Genomic DNA, 15859 nt, shown 5'->3' on the forward strand with positions numbered 1-15859 from the left:
AACCCCTTTTGATTTGTTAAAACACCTTGCGGTCTGGCAACTGCAAAGGTTCAACAGGAAATCAAAAGGGGGTCCCAATGAGGGACGAAAAGAGCTTAGCGCATACCCGATGGAACTGTAAATATCACATAGTTTTCGCACCTAAGTACCGAAGGCAGGTCTTTTATGGAGAGCGGCGAAGGGCAATAGGGAGCATTTTAAGAAAGCTGTGTGAATGGAAAAATGTGAATATCCTGGAAGCGGAATGTTGTGCTGATCATATTCATATGCTTTTGGAGATCCCGCCGAAGATGAGTGTATCGGGCTTTATGGGGTATCTGAAGGGCAAAAGCAGTCTGATGCTGTATGAACAGTTCGGGGATTTGAAATTTAAGTATAGAAACAGGGAGTTCTGGTGCCGTGGATACTATGTAGACACGGCAGGCAAGAACACGAAAAAGATACAGGAATATATAAAGCACCAGCTCGAAGCGGATAAAATGGGAGAGCAGTTGTCGATCCCTTATCCGGGAAGCCCGTTTACGGGCCGTAAGTAATCCAAAATGCAAATGTCAGATTGCGATGCGCCTGTTAGGGCGCTGCTGGTAAGAGAGCCTTACAGGCGCATTTGAAAAACCTCCGGCTATGCCGGAGGATATTTATTNATGAACAGTTCGGGGATTTGAAATTTAAGTATAGAAACAGGGAGTTCTGGTGCCGTGGATACTATGTAGACACGGCAGGCAAGAACACGAAAAAGATACAGGAATATATAAAGCACCAGCTCGAAGCGGATAAAATGGGAGAGCAGTTGTCGATCCCTTATCCGGGAAGCCCGTTTACGGGCCGTAAGTAATCCAAAATGCAAATGTCAGATTGCGATGCGCCTGTTAGGGCGCTGCTGGTAAGAGAGCCTTACAGGCGCATTTGAAAAACCTCCGGCTATGCCGGAGGATATTTATTCGCCTGCCTTCCGGGGCATAAGTCGTCAACACGACGTTTTTCACCGGTCGCTGCCGGGCGGAGTCTGCCTGCTCTCTGCTCTCTGCTCTCTGCTCTCTGCTCTCTGCTCTCTGCTCTCTGCAACAGGCTTGCCTGATAACCCCGTTAATGCCATAATTAAGTTATGTTATAACATAACAATTAAGAGGAGATATTATGAAGCCTGATATCCATCCTTACTATCGCCCTGTACTGTTCCATGATACGACGTCTGACGAGTACTTCAGGACAGGCTCAACCATCAGGACTGAGCGTACACTCGAATACCAGGGAGAGACGCTTCCTTATGTGAGACTGGATGTTTCATCAAAATCACACAGCTTCTATACCGGCAAGCAGAAAACAGTCGCCAAAGACAGCCGTGCAGCGCGATTTGCTCAGCGTTATAAACATTTGCCTGTCAGCCAGGCGGAGGAATAAATCATGCAGGTACTCAGTTCCCTGAAGTCAGCAAAGAAAAGGCATCCCGACTGTAAGCTGGTACGCAGGCACGGGCGAGTCTATGTCATTTGTAAAAGTAATCCGCGTTTCAAAGCCGTACAGGGAGGCAGGAAAAAACGCTAACGCCCCGGTCAGGCATTCCGCGGCAAACGCTGTCATCCGTGAATAGCAAAAAAACGGCCATTCCGGGCCGTTTTTTCTGCTTTCCATCAGGGATTATCCGTCCGGAGAGGTTATTGCATACTCTTCAGTAATTCTTTGACATTATGCTCAAATGCCTGCTGATAGGTAGCTGCCGGCCCGTTCGCTGTCGACAACGCTTCCGGGTATAACTCCCCTCCCGGCGCAGCGTCAGCTGCAGTAGCAATTTGCCGGACCAGACGTGGATCGGTCTGATTCTCTATAAAATAACGATGGATATGATTCGCTTTCAGCTGATTAATTAATCCCGCCACCGTGGACGCGCTGGCCTCTTCATCGGTATTCAAACCAATCGGTGACATAAATTTCACACCGTACTCATGGCCGAAATAACCAAACGCATCGTGACTGGTCAGTACCTGACGTTTACTGACCGGTATTTTCGCAAACGCAGCCAGAGTCTGTTTATCCAGACTCTCCAGTTGCTGAATATACGCCTCCCCCTGCTTACGGATAGCCGCCGCATCTTCGGGATCCGCTTTCTGCAGACTTTCACTGATATTCCGCGCATAAATGACGCCGTTCGCCAGACTATTCCAGGCATGCGGGTCGGTAATTTTGTCTCCGTTACTGGTCATGGTCAGTGGCGTGACACCGGCTGAGGCCACCACTACCTTCCCCTGATATCCGGAGGCCTGTATAAGCCTTTCCATCCAGCCTTCCAGACCCAAACCGTTAATGATAACCACATCAGCCTGTGCCAGAGCCATACTATCACGTGGTGCCGGTTCAAACGTATGCGGGTCACCATCCGGTCCGACCAGGCTTTTCACATCCACATATTGACCGCCGATTTGTCTGGCCATATCACCGGGGATAGTAAAACTGGCAACCACATGCAGGGTTTTCGCCATCACGACAGGTGCGAACAGCGCTCCGCTGAGTACGATGGCCGTCAGATATTTTTTCATCAATATAACCTTTTAAAATCAGCTGGCAGAAGAACGGAAAATTCCGCCACAAGGACCGGCGCACACGGAGATAAAAAACAGAAGAGTGGCGCACAGAATAACCGCAGGGCCTGCCGGTAACGACCAATACCATGAGGCCGAAAGTCCGCACCAGGCGGAGAAAATAGCCAGCACAATGGCCACCAGTAATATTTTTTCGAGCCTGCGGCTCCAGAACCTGGCACTGGCCGCAGGTAACATCATCAATCCCACGGACATTAATGTCCCCAGGATCTGAAAACCGGCCACCAGGTTCAGTACGACCAGAATCAGGAAAATCCCGTGGACGATGGGTGCATGCCAGCGCCCCTGCATCTGTAAAAAATGAGGATCAAATGCATCAATCACCAAAGGCCGGTAAATAAACGCCAGTACCACCAGACTCACCGCGGAAATTGAGGCCACCATAATTAACGCCTGACTATTCACCGCAAGCAACGACCCAAATAATACATTCAGCAGATCGACCCCGGATCGGCGTAAGGAAATAAGAGTGACTCCGAGTGCAAGTGCACCCAGATAGAATCCTGAAAAACTGGCATCTTCTTTCAGCGGAGTGAAACGACTGACAACTCCGGAAAGCAATGCCACGGATAAACCGGCAATTAAGCCGCCTATCCCCATCGCGACCAGTGATAATCCGGAAAGCAGATAGCCCATAGCAGCCCCCGGCAATACGGCATGGGAAAGTGCATCCCCCACCAGACTCATACGGCGTAATGAAAGAAATACACCAAGAGGGGTTGCGCTGATAGCAATTGCGACACAGGCAACTAATGCCTTACGCATAAAGGCAAATTCTATAAATGGCTGAACTAACAACATAGGTTTAATGCCTTTTCCTGCGTTTCGGTCGTGTGGTACCACTGCGCATGCTCACCTTCCAGTGATAAGACATGGCGAAAATTTTGCATAACCAGCCGCTGATCATGAAGTACGACGACGATCGTTTTCCCGGTTTTCTGCTGCTGATGAATTAATTTCATTAATGATGCGATAGTTTGCTGATCGACGCCGCTAAAGGGCTCATCCAGCAACCATAAATCACTCTGTTGTAATAACAAGCGGGAGAAAAGTACACGCTGCAACTGCCCGCCGGATAACATCGCAGGCCTGGCCTCCGCAAATGCTGCCATGCCGGTGGCCTCAAGCGCCTGATGGATCTCTTGTTTCAGCTCACGGTTGATACTGCGAAACCAGCCGGTCCGGGGCCAGCATCCCATCGCCACCAGTTCATATACCGTTAACGGGAACTGACGTTCCAGCTCACTGCGTTGCGGTAGCCAGCCTATTTTATTACGCGGTAATGATACGTCGCAATGGCCGCTCACCACGGGCAACAACCCCGCCACCGTTTTCAGGAGAGTCGATTTTCCACAACCATTCACACCGACCAGGGCAGTCAGCGTTCCCGCTGAAATTTCGCCGTTGACGGCAGGGGTTACCGCCTGCTTAGCATAGCCTGCACGGCACTCTGAAAAGCGGATCATCCTGACACTCCCCAACTGACGCCAGCCACAAGAAACAGGATAACCAGCCCTGCCACAATAAGACGGCTGAACACTGAAAGAAGGAGCGGACTGCTATACATAAGACACCGAAAGTTAAAAACGTTATAACATTACACTTTATAAAAAAAAGAGGCTAAAATAAAGAGATAAAATGTTTCTAAACATCATTCAACAATCCTCTTTGAAAGGATTGCTAATCCTGCCGGTTCGCTGCAGAATATAAGCCAGTGTTATGACATCTTCCGGTCTGCGGGCTTCCCCTGAGAATATCGAATGAAAGCCCTGTTACGCGGTTTCGTATGAACCACTATTTTAAGAAAAGTCTTTATTGATAGATTCAATCTATAGATGTTAGTTTGCTGATATGTTCAAATCTGGTTCATACTAAAAGCAGACCGTTAATCCTTTAAGTATGCTTCTGCTGAATTCCCTGCGAGCTGTGCCGTAATTTTCATCAAAATAAATAACAATCCTGAACACTCAGGTAAAATAAGACAAACCTCGGCAAAGTAAACTAATATTGTCAGGCTGGCTCAGCAGATGAAAACCCTGGTGATATTGCACAGGATTTAGTCGCAGGAATATCCCGGTGACTGTTCTCTCTTTATTATCTCTGAACAGAATGAATTACGACGAGTCTTCTTTACGCGGAATGGCTCCAGGCAGAGTCAGATAAGGGGTGGAAACGATGGATGAATACTCACCTAAAAGATATGATGTAGCACAGCTTAAATTTTTGTGTGAAAATTTATTTGATGAAAGTCTGGCTACCCTTAATCTCCAGGAGTTGTGCTGGATCAATGATCCGACATCGATAGAAAACCTACAGTTGCACGATTTAATTGAGCATATTGCAGCCGTCAGTATTATTTATAAATTAAAACATAGTGAAGATGAATTACTGATTTCACAGGTAGACAAATATCTTGACGATACATTTACATTATTCAGTGGCTACACGGTAAATGAACAGGATTTAGACTACTGGAAAGCCTCGTCAAACAAATTATTTAGATTATTTTTTGAAGCGAGCCTCTGTCAGGAAAGCGGACAAAGTCTCACACATTAACCAGGAGTCGTTTTATCATGAGTCAAACCCCATTAACCAAGACAGATTATCTGATGCGTCTGAGGCGCTGCCGATCGATCGATACTCTTGAGCGCGTCATCGAAAAAAACAAATATGAACTCTCTGATGAAGATCTGGTGGTGTTTTATTCGGCCGCCGACCACCGTCTTGCTGAACTAACTATGAACAAATTGTACGATAAAGTGCCTGCCACCGTCTGGAAATATGTCCGTTAACGTCTTAGAGTTTAATCAGAATAAATAATCATAATCTCTCTTAACGTTCCGGTTCCCCTGGCACGATACTGTTGAATACTCGTTTACTTATTACGCGGGGCAATGATAGCCGGAAAAACTCCGGACAATTGACCCGCCATTCCGAATACTTTGTGTCTGGTGATGTTCTTTGGGGTTTTCATAGCGAAGAGTATTGCTGTTCTGCCGGATCCACGAATGTACAATGAATAATTCATTAAACTGTACAGTCATTCTGTGTCAGGTTTGGGATTTTTTATAGGGGAGGCTACAGATAAAATATTGGGTGGGGCCCCTGCCAGCGACATCCCGGCACATGCGTCATCTGTTACGGCTGCTTCCTTCCGGATCTGACCGGGTTCACAGATTAGCATTGCGGGAGAACCAACAGGGTCCCCATTGATAAGCTCTGATCTCTCAAAGCGGGGGCATTATCAGGGATGCCAATCTCAATTGCAAGTCCGTAGCACCTGACCGTTGTTTTATTGAACACTCCCGTTATGATAACTCTCCCTGTTGAATATCCGGAAACGACCATGTCTGAAGAACTATCATTTCGTGAGAGAGTATGGCTTATCATTGCTGCCATTCCTTATGGCCGGGTGACGACCTATGGCGAGATTGCACGTCTGGCTGGAAGCCCCCGGGCAGCAAGGCAGGTCGGTGGTGTGCTCAAAAAATTACCGGAAGGCTCATCACTGCCCTGGCATAGAGTGGTCAACCGGGAAGGCAGGATATCCTTACAGGGAGAGGATTTCAGGCGTCAGCAGCAAGCGCTGGAAGCTGAGAATATTGAATTTACGCAACAGCAGACCATTAATTTAGATAAATACCGTTGGTCAGGGCATTTGTAGCCCCGACCCACGGTTCAGCGACTAGGGTGTGACAGAAGGCGCGACAGAAACGGGTACCGCAACTTCAGGCAGAGCCTCCAGCGTTAAATCCTGACGCTGTGTGGTTGGTGAAGTGACTGGTTTCAGGGATTGTGCAGCGAAAATTACCCGACCGTTCAGAGTAATAGCGGCACTCAGCAATACCTGTCCTTGAGAGCTGACATCAGAGGCGTTAAACGGCAGACGGTAATTGAAAGGCGCCTGCTGGCCGGAAAGCCGTGTCACTTTCTGTGCGATCACTTTTGTAGGCCCGGTTCCTCCGGAAGCATCAGACAGGGTGACGGTCAGGACTGCTCCGGGCGGTAACGCAATACGTTGACGCACATACACCGCACCAGAGATCACTGGCTGGTTACTGGTGGCACTGATAACCGGCACAGGTGCTGGTAAATCCGTCCTGTCAGCACAAGCTGTCACAGATAACGCCACTGCCAGACCTGTAATAATATGCATTGATTTCATTGATGTCGTCTCCTTATGAACAAAATGAACAACGGAATTTTATAGTAAGCCAATTATTCATATTCGCTACCATTGATAATAATTCTGGCAGAAAATATGATTTTTTCCTGCAGGCAGATGCCATAATCCGGCAACAACCGGACATTAGGAATTATCCTGGTTAGTCTTCCCCGAAGGATGGGCCGATACAGGAACAGCTAATTTCAGCTACTTACAGATACCTTCTGATGATACCTCATGAAGACAGACGGAAAAACTTACGGGAATTTTGAGTTATTACAGATAATACTGTATTACCGATGCTCACCTGCCCTCCCCTTGTCGCATACGGCGGCCGGCTGGAAGCCCTGACTTTATAGCGTTCGCGTAACCTCCCCCGTTCTCCGGCTTCAGGGATGCATCTTTCTCTGGCCCGGCTGACCGGTACTGCTTCGGGGAATACTCTGCAGGATACAGAGACAGGGCGGACAGTGACACAAGGAGGGTCGCAGACGGGTTAATGGGAGCTACAGGCGGCTCGCCTGCACACTCCCACATAAAAAAAGGGCGATAATCTATCGCCCTTTTTACATTCCGGGTCATCGCCCGGTATAAAGACTCACTTACTGGTTGTAAGCATTCTCGCCATGACTGTTAACATCCAGACCTTCACGCTCCTGATCTTCAGGAACACGCAGTCCGACAAGCAGGTCAGCCACTTTAAAGGCGATAAAGGCAACCACACCTGACCAGACCAGCGTGACCAGGCAGCTCAGCAGCTGAACCCAAATCTGATGGCCCATCGTGACACCGGCAGCATAGCCTACGCCACCCAGTGAAGAAGAGGCGAAGACACCGGTCAGGATACAACCTATGATCCCGCACACACCGTGAACACCAAACACGTCACAAGGGTCATCAACACGCAGGAAACGTTTCAGCGAGGTAACACCCCACAGACCAGCCAGACCCGCTACCAGACCAATGATCAGCGCGCCGCCAACACCGACATAACCACAAGCCGGTGTGATAGCGACCAGACCAGCAATGAAACCAGAGCTTGCACCCAGCAGTGAAGGTTTACCACGCAGAACCCACTCACCGAACACCCAGGTCAGAACCGCACCTGCCGTTGCAACCACCGTATTCAGGAATGCCAGGGCAGCGATTTCGTTAGCAGAAGCCGCCGAACCGGCGTTGAAACCAAACCAGCCAACATACAGGATAGCAGTACCGATAAAGACCATCGGCAGGTTATGAGGTTTAAACGCCTCTTTACCGAAACCGGCACGTTTGCCCAGCATGTAGGCACCCACCAGCGCAGCAACTGCCGCATTAATATGGACAACGGTACCGCCGGCAAAATCCAGCGCACCATCCAGAGCCAGCAGACCACCGCCCCAGACCATGTGAGCAATCGGGAAATAAGAGAACGTTGCCCAGATCAAAGTGAAGATCAGCACTGCAGAGAAACGTACACGTTCAGCTAAACCACCCAGTACCAGGCCCACGGTAATACAGGCGAAAGAGGCCTGGAAGGCAACATGGATATACTGATAGATGGTGCCCATGACAGCTTTCAGCTCAATCCCTTTCAGCATCACCCACTGGAAACCGCCAAAGTAGTTGTTACCGTCAGCAAATGTCAGAGAATAACCGTAGATAACCCAAATGACACACACCAGAGAGAACGTTACCGCGACCTGAGTCATCATAGAAAGAACGTTTTTACCGCGGATCAGACCACCATAAAAAAGCGCGATACCCGGCACTGACATAAATAATACCAGTGCGGTACAAATCATCATAAATGCATTATCTGCCTGGTCTGCAACTGCAGGCGCAGCAAACGCCAGTGAAGGCGAAAGGGCCGCTCCGGCTAAGGCCAGTTTTGTCAGAAGTTTATTCATTTTTTCCTTACCTCAACAATCAACGGCTAAATTAAAGCGCAGCTTCGTCTGTTTCACCGGTACGGATACGAATGACCCGCTGCAGTTCAGACACGAAAATTTTCCCATCACCAATCTTACCGGTGTAAGCAGCTTTACTAATAATATCAATAACTTCATCCAGCTGATCTTCGGCGATAGCAATATCAATTTTTACTTTAGGTAAAAAATTCACACTATACTCCGCACCGCGATACAGCTCAGCGTGCCCTTTCTGGCGACCGAAGCCTTTCACTTCAGTGACGGTCAGGCCCTGGATACCCACGGAAGATAATGCTTCACGCACGTCTTCTAACTTAAATGGCTTAATCACCACGGTTACCAGCTTCATATCACTCCCTCCGGGTATTGAAATTATCAGTTACATTGAACCTGAACTATCTTAAGCAAATGGCATGCCATCTGTTTAATTTCATGAATTATTTTTCCGGTGTGCGACCAGCGCGGTATTTTCAGACGACAGAGAGTGGCGGGGATAAAAAAAAGCAGATCCGATGCACCACAATAAGGCCGGAGGCACTATTGTGGTGCATTCGTCAGAACAGTCTGATTAAAATGTCCTAATTCAGTGCATTGCCGGTTGAAGTTAACTCAGGGGTGCGATGTGATAGTTCATTACCGGCCTGCTGTAGCTGATACATCTGCAGATAGCGTCCGCGGTGTTCCAGTAATTGCTGATGTGTCCCCTGTTCAATAATTTCCCCCCGGTCCAGGACCAGGATCTTATCCGCAGAAGTGATGGTAGATAACCGGTGAGCGATCACCACCAGGGTGGTATTTTTGCGTACCTGTTGGAGTACCTGCTGGATCGCTTGTTCGGTACCGGAATCGATACTGGCCGTTGCTTCGTCCAGAATAAGTAACATCGGGATATCGACCAGGATCCTGGCCAGTGCCAGCAATTGCTTTTGCCCTGCGGATAAACTTTTCCCCTGCTCTCCCATCAGGGTATGAAGCCCCCCGGGCAGAGACTGGAACCAGTCCATAAGTTTCACCTGTTTCAGCGCATCGATAACCTTTGCTTCTGAAATCTCTCTGCCCAGACAAATATTCTCCAGTAACGAATCGGCCAGGATCACCGGATCCTGTTGAACCATGCCAATTCCCTGACGAAGCACATCATGGCTTAGCTGAGAAATTTTCCGTCCATCCAGCGTTATTTCCCCCTCCGCAACGGGGTAATAGCCCATCAGCAAACTTGCCAGGGTACTTTTTCCGCTTCCCGTATGTCCTGCCAGCGCCAGAAAGCCGCCGGAGGATAAATGGCAGTGAATATTTTTCAGTACAGGCTGACCCGGCTTATAGGCAAAGGATAAATTATTAATGGTCAGGGTTCCGGTTTTCAGTGCCCGGCTATCCGTGCCATATTGCTGGGCCGGCGCATCCATCAGTTCAAAAATCCGTTCGGCCGAGACTACCGCCTGCTGTAACAATGACTGCCGTGTGGTGAGTTCAATTAGCGGTTCCTCGATACGTCCCAGATAGGCGATAAACGCATACAGTACCCCCACTTCAAAATGTCCGGGAGTCGACAGGCTGAATAACAGTACCAGCAGAGACAAGATAATCGCCGAAAACAGATTTAATAACGGACGCAGTAAGAAAGCGTCCAGCCGCAGTATTTTCATACGCGTCTGATAGTGGTTTTCGTTGTGTTGGCGGAGCTGCTCCGCAAAATGCTTCTGCCGCCGGAACTGCTGGATCACCGTCATTCCGCTGATCACCTCATTGAGGCTGTTATTAATATCGGCAAGAAAGGTTCGTACCTGACGGGCGATACCGGTACTGTAACGCTGGTAGATAATCATCACGGCGATAACCAGAGGAAAAATACAGGCGGCAATCAGCGCCATTTTCCAGTCCAGAATAAACATGGCCACCAGCATCGAAATAATCAGGATCCCGCTGCGTAATGCACTGCCTACTACCGAGATGTATAAATCCCTGACCACTTCACTGTCATTGGTCACCCGGGAGACAAGCTGCCCCACCGGCCGGGTATCGAAGGCCGATAAAGGCTGCCGTAATGCTGCATCCATCACTTCGCAACGAATTTTTCTGACCACACCGATGGCCACCTGGTTAAACAATAATGACTGACGGTAATTAAAAACCGCCGCCAGAATTTGTAACAGTAAAAAACCGCCCCCCAGAGCCAACACCGGCACCCACTGCCATTGTCGTGTACTGATAATATGATCAATAAAATAACTCACCAGCGCGGGGCCGGTCACCTGTGCCGCTGATGCCATCACCAGTAAAAGTACCGCTACGATCAGCTGCTTTTTCCAGCCCCGTCCGTAGGACAGCAAACGCATTAATGTTTTCAGGAAAGAGACCGGCTGCGACACTTAGTGCTCCTTTGGCTGCGGGTGTTCGATATGCTGAGAAAGGGATTCAGCCATTTTCTGATATTGCGACATCTCCCGGTACCATCCTGCCTCTTCCGCCAGCACTGCCGCTGTTCCGCGCTGGGTGATACGGCCCTGCTGCAGCACCAGAATCTCATCGGCTCCCCTTAACGCAGAAAGACGGTGAGCTGTGATGATCACGGTTTTACCTGCACGCCACTCCTGCAGACGAGACAGGATGCGATGTTCTGTTTCACCGTCAACCGCCGAGAGCGCATCATCCAGGATCAGAATTTCCGCATTCATCAACAGCGCCCGGGCCAGTGAGATCCGTTGTTTTTGTCCGCCGGAAAGCATGACACCCCGCTCTCCCACCTGCGTATCATATCCGTCCGGTAAGTGCAGAATATCTTCATGGACAGAGGCGAGCATGGCCGCCTGCTCTATCTGATCCCGGCTGGCCTGCGGGGCCCCCAGCGCAATATTATTCGAAATAGTGTCTGAAAACAGGAACGGTGTCTGATTAACCACCGCCAGGCGCTGACGCCAGCCATCCAGCAATAATGCAGGCAATGGATAGCCGTGATAGTCAATATGTCCTTCACTAAGATCATAATGGCGCTGAATCAGTGAAAGTAAGGTCGTTTTACCACTGCCTGTCGGCCCGCAGATCCCCAGCATCCCCCCTGGCGGTAAACGAAAATGGATCCCGCAGAGGATATCAGTATCCGTACCGGGATAGCTGAAACGGGTAATCTCAGCCTCCAGCTCCCCGCGGGTTTCCGGCAGCGACTGATCCCCGTCGGGTAACAAAGAAGGAAGCGACAGCAGTGCAGAAATACGCGTCCACGCCGCACTCCCCCGTTCGACGATATTGAACATCCAGGCCAGTGCCAGCATCGGCCAAATCATTAAGCCCAGATACATGACAAAACTGGTGAGCTGTCCCAGAGTCAGTTGCTGGTGCCAGACCATCCAGCCCCCTCCGGCAATGGCCAGAAAGTTTGAACAGGCGATGGCCAGATAGATCGTCGGCTCAAACAGAGCATCTACCCGCGAGACACGAAGGTTATCCCTGCTGGTCTGTTCCGTAGTCTCAGCAAACTGAGCCGAACGATGATGTTCGAGCCCGAAGGCTTTGATCATTCGGATACTGGTCAGACTTTCCTGGGCCTGATCGTTCAGTGACGAGAAAGCGGCCTGTGCGGAACGGAAACGCTGATGTAATTTTTTACCACAACGATTAATGACCCATGCCATTAAAGGCATGGGTAGCAGTGCCGCCAGTGTGAGCTGCCAGCTGATTTGTGTGCTCATCACCACCAGCACCGCCAGCCCCATCACCAGCGAATCAATCAGCGTCAGAACCCCTTCTCCGGCAGCAAAGACGACCCGGTCCACATCGTTGGTGGCCCGGGCGAGCAGATCCCCGGTCCGGTACTGACTGTAAAACACCTGACTTTGCTGGCTGAGCTGACGATAGTATTTTTCACGCAGTACCAGCGCCAGCCGGTAAGATGCGCCGAACAGAAGGATCCGCCAGACATATCGCAACAGGTAGGTCAGCAGTGCTGTGATTAAGATAAGCGCAATCCAGCCCGTCAGCTGTCGCGTCCCCAGGGTATGGTGAGTCACCCCATCCACAATAATACCGACCAGCCGGGGCGGGACTAACTGCATCAGAGAAATAATAATCAGCAGACTGACCGCGCCGGAGTAGCGCCGCCATTCTGAAGAGAAATACTCACGTAAATAGCTAAATAACTGCACAAAGAGATCTCATGATGTCGCGTATCAGACGCTGAGCGGAATGGCCGTGGTATATTTAATTTCTTCCATCGCGAAACTGGAGGTGACTTCAGTCAGACCATCAAGGCTTTCGGCCAGCTTTTTATACAGGGCATCATAACTTTTCATATCAGCGACCTGAATACGCAGCAAATAATCATATTCCCCTGCCATCCGGTAACACCCCATCACTTCCGGTAAGCCGTTGATCAGGTCAGAAAAGATCTGATACCACGCTTTGCTGTGTTGCCGCGTTTTTACAAACATAAAGGCGGTCAGCCCCAGCCCCAGCTTTTCACCATCCAGCAGGGTGACGCGGCGGCGTATAATGCCATTATCTTCCAGTTTTTTCAGCCGCTTCCAGCAAGGCGTGGACGTCAGGTTTACCGCCCCGGCCAGTTCCTGAAGGGACAATGTGCTGTCCTCCTGCAACAGAGAAAGCAGCTTTCGGTCAGTTTTATCTATCATTTTGTCCTCGGGGAGAATAATTTTCTCTTATCCTGGCATTTTAAACCGTATTTGGTGACCTTTTTTTCCGCAGGGTGCTTTATGCTATTTTTTTATTTCCGGAGATAAAACCATGGCTGACACCTGGGTACGCGATGCTGTTAACGAAATTAATGCTGACTTCCGGCGCTCTGCCGATACACACCTGATACGCTTTAGCCTGAAAGAGTTTCCTGGAATTCATTTCTATCTGAAAGATGAGAGTACACATCCCAGTGGCAGTCTGAAACACCGGCTGGCACGTTCACTCTTCCTTTATGGCCTGAGCAATGGATGGATTAATCAGCATACACCGGTCATCGAAGCCTCTTCCGGTAGCACAGCCGTTTCTGAAGCCTATTTTGCCCGTCTGCTGGGGTTACCGTTTATCGCCGTAATGCCAGCCAGCACAGCCCGGCGAAAAACAGAACAAATCAACTTCTATGGCGGGCAGTGTCATTTCGTGGCAACCTCATCTGAGATCTATCATCAGTCTGCACAGCTGGCCCGCGAACAGCAGGGACATTATATGGATCAGTTCACCTACGCGGAACGGGCCACTGACTGGCGCAGCAATAATAATATTGCAGAAAGTATTTTTCGTCAGATGCAGGATGAACCCTACCCGGTGCCCCATACTCTGGTAATGAGTGCAGGTACCGGGGGTACCTCTGCCACGCTCGGTCGTTACATCCGCTATCGCGGTGCCCCTACCCGCCTTCTGGTGACCGATCCTGAAAACTCCGTTTTTTATGACTACTGGAAACACCGGGATCCCGGACTGACGCATCCTTCCGGTAGCAGGATTGAGGGTATTGGTCGTCCGCGGGTAGAGCCGTCGTTTCTTCCGGATGTTATCGATGAAATGCTGAAAGTCCCCGACGGAGCCTCACTGGCCGGGATGTACGCACTGGAGAAAATCCTCGGTCGACGTGTCGGGCCTTCTACCGGGACTAATTTCATCGGTATGCTGCATGTTGCTGAGAAAATGAAAGCCCGCGGTGAGCGAGGCTCACTGGTAACATTAATCTGTGACAGTGGCGAACGTTACCCGGATACCTATTACAACCCGGAATGGGTCGCAGAAAATATCGGTGACATCAGCAAATTTCAGTCACAACTTTCCTGCTAAAAAAACGTTCTGTGCCGTCGGTTTTGTTCTTTTGTCCGTCAGGCGGTAACATAGGCAGGTATTTTTGACGGGAATAGTGATAATGAAAAGCGCTGTTGTAGTTTTTAGTGGCGGGCAGGATTCCACTACCTGCCTGATTCAGGCCCTGAATCAGTATGATGAAGTACATTGCGTCACTTTTGATTACGGTCAACGTCATCGTCAGGAAATTGACGTTGCCCGCCAGCTCAGCCAGCAACTCGGTGCCTGCGCCCATAAGGTACTGGATGTAACGTTACTCAACGAACTGGCGATTAGCAGCCTGACCAGAGACAATATTCCGGTACCTGCTTATAGCCCGGACAGTAATGGACTGCCGAGTACCTTCGTCCCGGGCCGGAATATTCTGTTTCTGACCCTCGCTTCCATTTATGCCTATCAGGTGGATGCAGAGGCCGTCATTACCGGTGTATGTGAAACTGATTTTTCCGGCTATCCAGACTGCAGAAACGATTTCGTCAAGGCACTGAACCATGCCGTCGAACTGGGTATGGCCCGTAATGTTCGTTTCGAAACGCCCCTGATGTGGCTGAATAAAGCAGAGACCTGGGCACTGGCCGATTACTGGAAACAACTGCCTCTGGTACGCACTGCAACACTGACCTGTTATAACGGTATTCAGGGCGATGGCTGTGGCGAATGTGCGGCCTGCCATCTCAGGGCCCGGGGCCTGGAGGATTACCAGCAAAACGCGCATGCCGTGATGGATGCGATGAAGCAAAAAACCGGTCTGGCATAATCGCTCTGAAGCACAGGGAAACGTATCAAGCGTTACCCTGTGCTTTCAGACGCACAGCTCCCGGGTTAATGTGATTCCCTCGCTGTTTTTATCCTTTTCATTCTCCCCGCCTGCATCCCCTCTGCGGCTTCCCGCGGTCGGTCGTCAACGGTGTAATATGCTTTGTCCCTTCGCTGAACGGTAACCCCCCAAAGCGGACCGGTGTCAGAGTGTCAGCCGGCTGAGATTACGTTCGACCAGGCTGGTGCCCATTCCCGGAACTTCTGCCAACTGCTCCACCGAGGTAAAAGGCCCGTACTGCTCACGATATTCCACAATCGACCGGGCTTTCTTTAATCCAACCCCGTTCATCGCCTCTGCCAGCATTTCTGCCGTGGCCTGATTAATGCTGACTTTTCCGGTACCGCTCTGTTCTTCCGCCGCCGGGGGGACCGGACGACCACTGACTGTTGCGGTATGAGCGGCCAGGCTCTGAAAACTGCAGGCTGCAATGGCTAAACAGAGTGAAAAAATCCAGAAGCGTAATTGTCCCTGTAACATAGTAATGGCTCTCCATCGGTGAAAGTTCAGCCATACAATGACAGAGCGGCTTGTCTCGTGACAAAGAGCTCGGCCTGAAAAAACGAAAGGCTGC

18 protein-coding genes, 1 other RNA gene and 1 pseudogene are annotated in these 15859 nt (G+C 50.0%); 9 read left to right on the forward strand and 11 right to left on the reverse strand.

What is annotated here, in order from left to right:
- Positions 1-77: 77 nt before the first annotated feature.
- The 4 genes and pseudogenes from tnpA to ykgO all read left to right on the forward strand — a co-directional run bounded on the left by tnpA (position 78) and on the right by ykgO (position 1545).
- Positions 78-536 carry an IS200/IS605 family transposase gene (gene tnpA, locus CG67_RS08130; protein WP_025902451.1) on the forward strand — a complete coding sequence of 153 codons (459 nt, stop codon included), beginning with the start codon at positions 78-80 and terminating at the stop codon, positions 534-536.
- 110 nt (positions 537-646) lie between these two features.
- Positions 647-835 (forward strand): annotated as a pseudogene (locus CG67_RS08135) (IS200/IS605 family transposase); the annotation flags it as partial.
- Between the two features lie 302 nt (positions 836-1137).
- Positions 1138-1401, forward strand: coding sequence for a type B 50S ribosomal protein L31 (locus CG67_RS08140; RefSeq protein WP_025902453.1), 264 nt, complete (start codon positions 1138-1140; stop codon positions 1399-1401).
- 3 nt (positions 1402-1404) lie between these two features.
- Positions 1405-1545, forward strand: a complete 141-nt coding sequence (gene ykgO / locus CG67_RS17455) for a type B 50S ribosomal protein L36 (RefSeq protein WP_071780135.1) — start codon at positions 1405-1407, stop codon at positions 1543-1545.
- Positions 1546-1655: 110 nt separating this feature from the next.
- Here the strand turns inward: ykgO and CG67_RS08150 are convergent, their stop codons facing one another.
- Genes CG67_RS08150 through CG67_RS08160 form a run of 3 tightly spaced genes read right to left on the reverse strand, consistent with a single transcriptional unit; the run spans position 1656 to position 4063 of the window.
- Positions 1656-2534: a metal ABC transporter solute-binding protein, Zn/Mn family gene (locus CG67_RS08150; RefSeq protein ID WP_025902455.1), complete on the reverse strand. Its 879-nt coding sequence runs from the start codon at positions 2532-2534 to the stop codon at positions 1656-1658.
- Between the two features lie 18 nt (positions 2535-2552).
- A complete protein-coding gene (locus CG67_RS08155; RefSeq protein ID WP_025902456.1) occupies positions 2553-3398 on the reverse strand; it encodes a metal ABC transporter permease in 846 nt (281 codons plus the stop codon).
- Entirely contained in the window at positions 3389-4063 is a 675-nt protein-coding gene (locus tag CG67_RS08160; protein WP_025902457.1) for a metal ABC transporter ATP-binding protein, read from the reverse strand. The genes CG67_RS08155 and CG67_RS08160 overlap by 10 nt, the downstream gene beginning before the upstream one ends.
- Positions 4064-4772: 709 nt before the next feature.
- On the opposite strand from CG67_RS08160, the gene tomB reads away from it, so the two are divergent.
- Both tomB and CG67_RS08170 read left to right on the forward strand, forming a co-directional pair.
- Positions 4773-5153: an Hha toxicity modulator TomB gene (tomB, locus tag CG67_RS08165; protein WP_025902458.1), complete on the forward strand. Its 381-nt coding sequence runs from the start codon at positions 4773-4775 to the stop codon at positions 5151-5153.
- Positions 5154-5170: 17 nt separating this feature from the next.
- On the forward strand, positions 5171-5389 hold the full coding sequence (locus tag CG67_RS08170) for an HHA domain-containing protein (protein ID WP_025902459.1): 219 nt from the start codon (positions 5171-5173) through the stop codon (positions 5387-5389).
- A gap of 311 nt (positions 5390-5700) precedes the next feature.
- Here the strand turns inward: CG67_RS08170 and ffs are convergent.
- Positions 5701-5797, reverse strand: an RNA gene (gene ffs, locus CG67_RS17460) — signal recognition particle sRNA small type.
- A gap of 146 nt (positions 5798-5943) precedes the next feature.
- On the opposite strand from ffs, the gene CG67_RS08175 reads away from it, so the two are divergent.
- On the forward strand, positions 5944-6261 hold the full coding sequence (locus CG67_RS08175; RefSeq protein WP_025902460.1) for an MGMT family protein: 318 nt from the start codon (positions 5944-5946) through the stop codon (positions 6259-6261).
- Between the two features lie 21 nt (positions 6262-6282).
- Here CG67_RS08175 and CG67_RS08180 read toward each other — a convergent pair whose 3' ends face one another.
- The 6 genes from CG67_RS08180 to CG67_RS08210 all read right to left on the reverse strand — a co-directional run bounded on the left by CG67_RS08180 (position 6283) and on the right by CG67_RS08210 (position 13297).
- Positions 6283-6762 (reverse strand): YbaY family lipoprotein, encoded by a 480-nt coding sequence (locus CG67_RS08180; protein ID WP_025902461.1) that lies wholly within the window; start codon positions 6760-6762, stop codon positions 6283-6285.
- Positions 6763-7364: 602 nt separating this feature from the next.
- Positions 7365-8651 (reverse strand): ammonium transporter AmtB, encoded by a 1287-nt coding sequence (gene amtB / locus CG67_RS08190; RefSeq protein WP_025902463.1) that lies wholly within the window; start codon positions 8649-8651, stop codon positions 7365-7367.
- A gap of 31 nt (positions 8652-8682) precedes the next feature.
- Positions 8683-9021 carry a P-II family nitrogen regulator gene (gene glnK, locus CG67_RS08195; protein WP_025902464.1) on the reverse strand — a complete coding sequence of 113 codons (339 nt, stop codon included), beginning with the start codon at positions 9019-9021 and terminating at the stop codon, positions 8683-8685.
- 229 nt (positions 9022-9250) lie between these two features.
- Entirely contained in the window at positions 9251-11041 is a 1791-nt protein-coding gene (locus CG67_RS08200; protein WP_025902465.1) for a SmdB family multidrug efflux ABC transporter permease/ATP-binding protein, read from the reverse strand.
- Positions 11042-12811 carry a SmdA family multidrug ABC transporter permease/ATP-binding protein gene (locus CG67_RS08205; RefSeq protein WP_025902466.1) on the reverse strand — a complete coding sequence of 590 codons (1770 nt, stop codon included), beginning with the start codon at positions 12809-12811 and terminating at the stop codon, positions 11042-11044.
- A gap of 24 nt (positions 12812-12835) precedes the next feature.
- Positions 12836-13297: an Lrp/AsnC family transcriptional regulator gene (locus tag CG67_RS08210; protein ID WP_025902467.1), complete on the reverse strand. Its 462-nt coding sequence runs from the start codon at positions 13295-13297 to the stop codon at positions 12836-12838.
- A 112-nt stretch (positions 13298-13409) separates the two neighbouring features.
- Here CG67_RS08210 and CG67_RS08215 point away from each other — a divergent pair, with 112 nt between their 5' ends.
- Both CG67_RS08215 and queC read left to right on the forward strand, forming a co-directional pair.
- Positions 13410-14447, forward strand: coding sequence for a PLP-dependent cysteine synthase family protein (locus tag CG67_RS08215; RefSeq protein ID WP_025902468.1), 1038 nt, complete (start codon positions 13410-13412; stop codon positions 14445-14447).
- 82 nt (positions 14448-14529) lie between these two features.
- Positions 14530-15225: a 7-cyano-7-deazaguanine synthase QueC gene (queC, locus tag CG67_RS08220; RefSeq protein ID WP_025902469.1), complete on the forward strand. Its 696-nt coding sequence runs from the start codon at positions 14530-14532 to the stop codon at positions 15223-15225.
- 204 nt (positions 15226-15429) lie between these two features.
- Here queC and CG67_RS08225 read toward each other — a convergent pair whose 3' ends face one another.
- Positions 15430-15765 carry a helix-hairpin-helix domain-containing protein gene (locus CG67_RS08225; protein ID WP_025902470.1) on the reverse strand — a complete coding sequence of 112 codons (336 nt, stop codon included), beginning with the start codon at positions 15763-15765 and terminating at the stop codon, positions 15430-15432.
- Positions 15766-15859: the final 94 nt, after the last annotated feature.

The sequence above is a fragment of the Tatumella sp. UCD-D_suzukii genome (assembly GCF_000611875.2).
Classification (GTDB): Bacteria; Pseudomonadota; Gammaproteobacteria; order Enterobacterales; family Enterobacteriaceae; genus Tatumella; species Tatumella ptyseos.

Bases quoted from the DNA above. Each gene is read 5' to 3' on its own strand.
- queC (WP_025902469.1), top strand. From the start codon at position 14,530: ATGAAAAGCGCTGTTGTAGTTTTTAGTGGCGGGCAGGATTCCACTACC.
- CG67_RS08150 (WP_025902455.1), bottom strand. From the start codon at position 2,534: ATGAAAAAATATCTGACGGCCATCGTACTCAGCGGAGCGCTGTTCGCA.
- CG67_RS08155 (WP_025902456.1), bottom strand. From the start codon at position 3,398: ATGTTGTTAGTTCAGCCATTTATAGAATTTGCCTTTATGCGTAAGGCA.
- amtB (WP_025902463.1), bottom strand. From the start codon at position 8,651: ATGAATAAACTTCTGACAAAACTGGCCTTAGCCGGAGCGGCCCTTTCG.
- tomB (WP_025902458.1), top strand. From the start codon at position 4,773: ATGGATGAATACTCACCTAAAAGATATGATGTAGCACAGCTTAAATTT.
- CG67_RS08175 (WP_025902460.1), top strand. From the start codon at position 5,944: ATGTCTGAAGAACTATCATTTCGTGAGAGAGTATGGCTTATCATTGCT.
- ykgO (WP_071780135.1), top strand. From the start codon at position 1,405: ATGCAGGTACTCAGTTCCCTGAAGTCAGCAAAGAAAAGGCATCCCGAC.
- CG67_RS08140 (WP_025902453.1), top strand. From the start codon at position 1,138: ATGAAGCCTGATATCCATCCTTACTATCGCCCTGTACTGTTCCATGAT.
- tnpA (WP_025902451.1), top strand. From the start codon at position 78: ATGAGGGACGAAAAGAGCTTAGCGCATACCCGATGGAACTGTAAATAT.
- CG67_RS08210 (WP_025902467.1), bottom strand. From the start codon at position 13,297: ATGATAGATAAAACTGACCGAAAGCTGCTTTCTCTGTTGCAGGAGGAC.
- CG67_RS08225 (WP_025902470.1), bottom strand. From the start codon at position 15,765: ATGTTACAGGGACAATTACGCTTCTGGATTTTTTCACTCTGTTTAGCC.
- CG67_RS08180 (WP_025902461.1), bottom strand. From the start codon at position 6,762: ATGAAATCAATGCATATTATTACAGGTCTGGCAGTGGCGTTATCTGTG.
- CG67_RS08170 (WP_025902459.1), top strand. From the start codon at position 5,171: ATGAGTCAAACCCCATTAACCAAGACAGATTATCTGATGCGTCTGAGG.
- CG67_RS08215 (WP_025902468.1), top strand. From the start codon at position 13,410: ATGGCTGACACCTGGGTACGCGATGCTGTTAACGAAATTAATGCTGAC.
- CG67_RS08160 (WP_025902457.1), bottom strand. From the start codon at position 4,063: ATGATCCGCTTTTCAGAGTGCCGTGCAGGCTATGCTAAGCAGGCGGTA.
- glnK (WP_025902464.1), bottom strand. From the start codon at position 9,021: ATGAAGCTGGTAACCGTGGTGATTAAGCCATTTAAGTTAGAAGACGTG.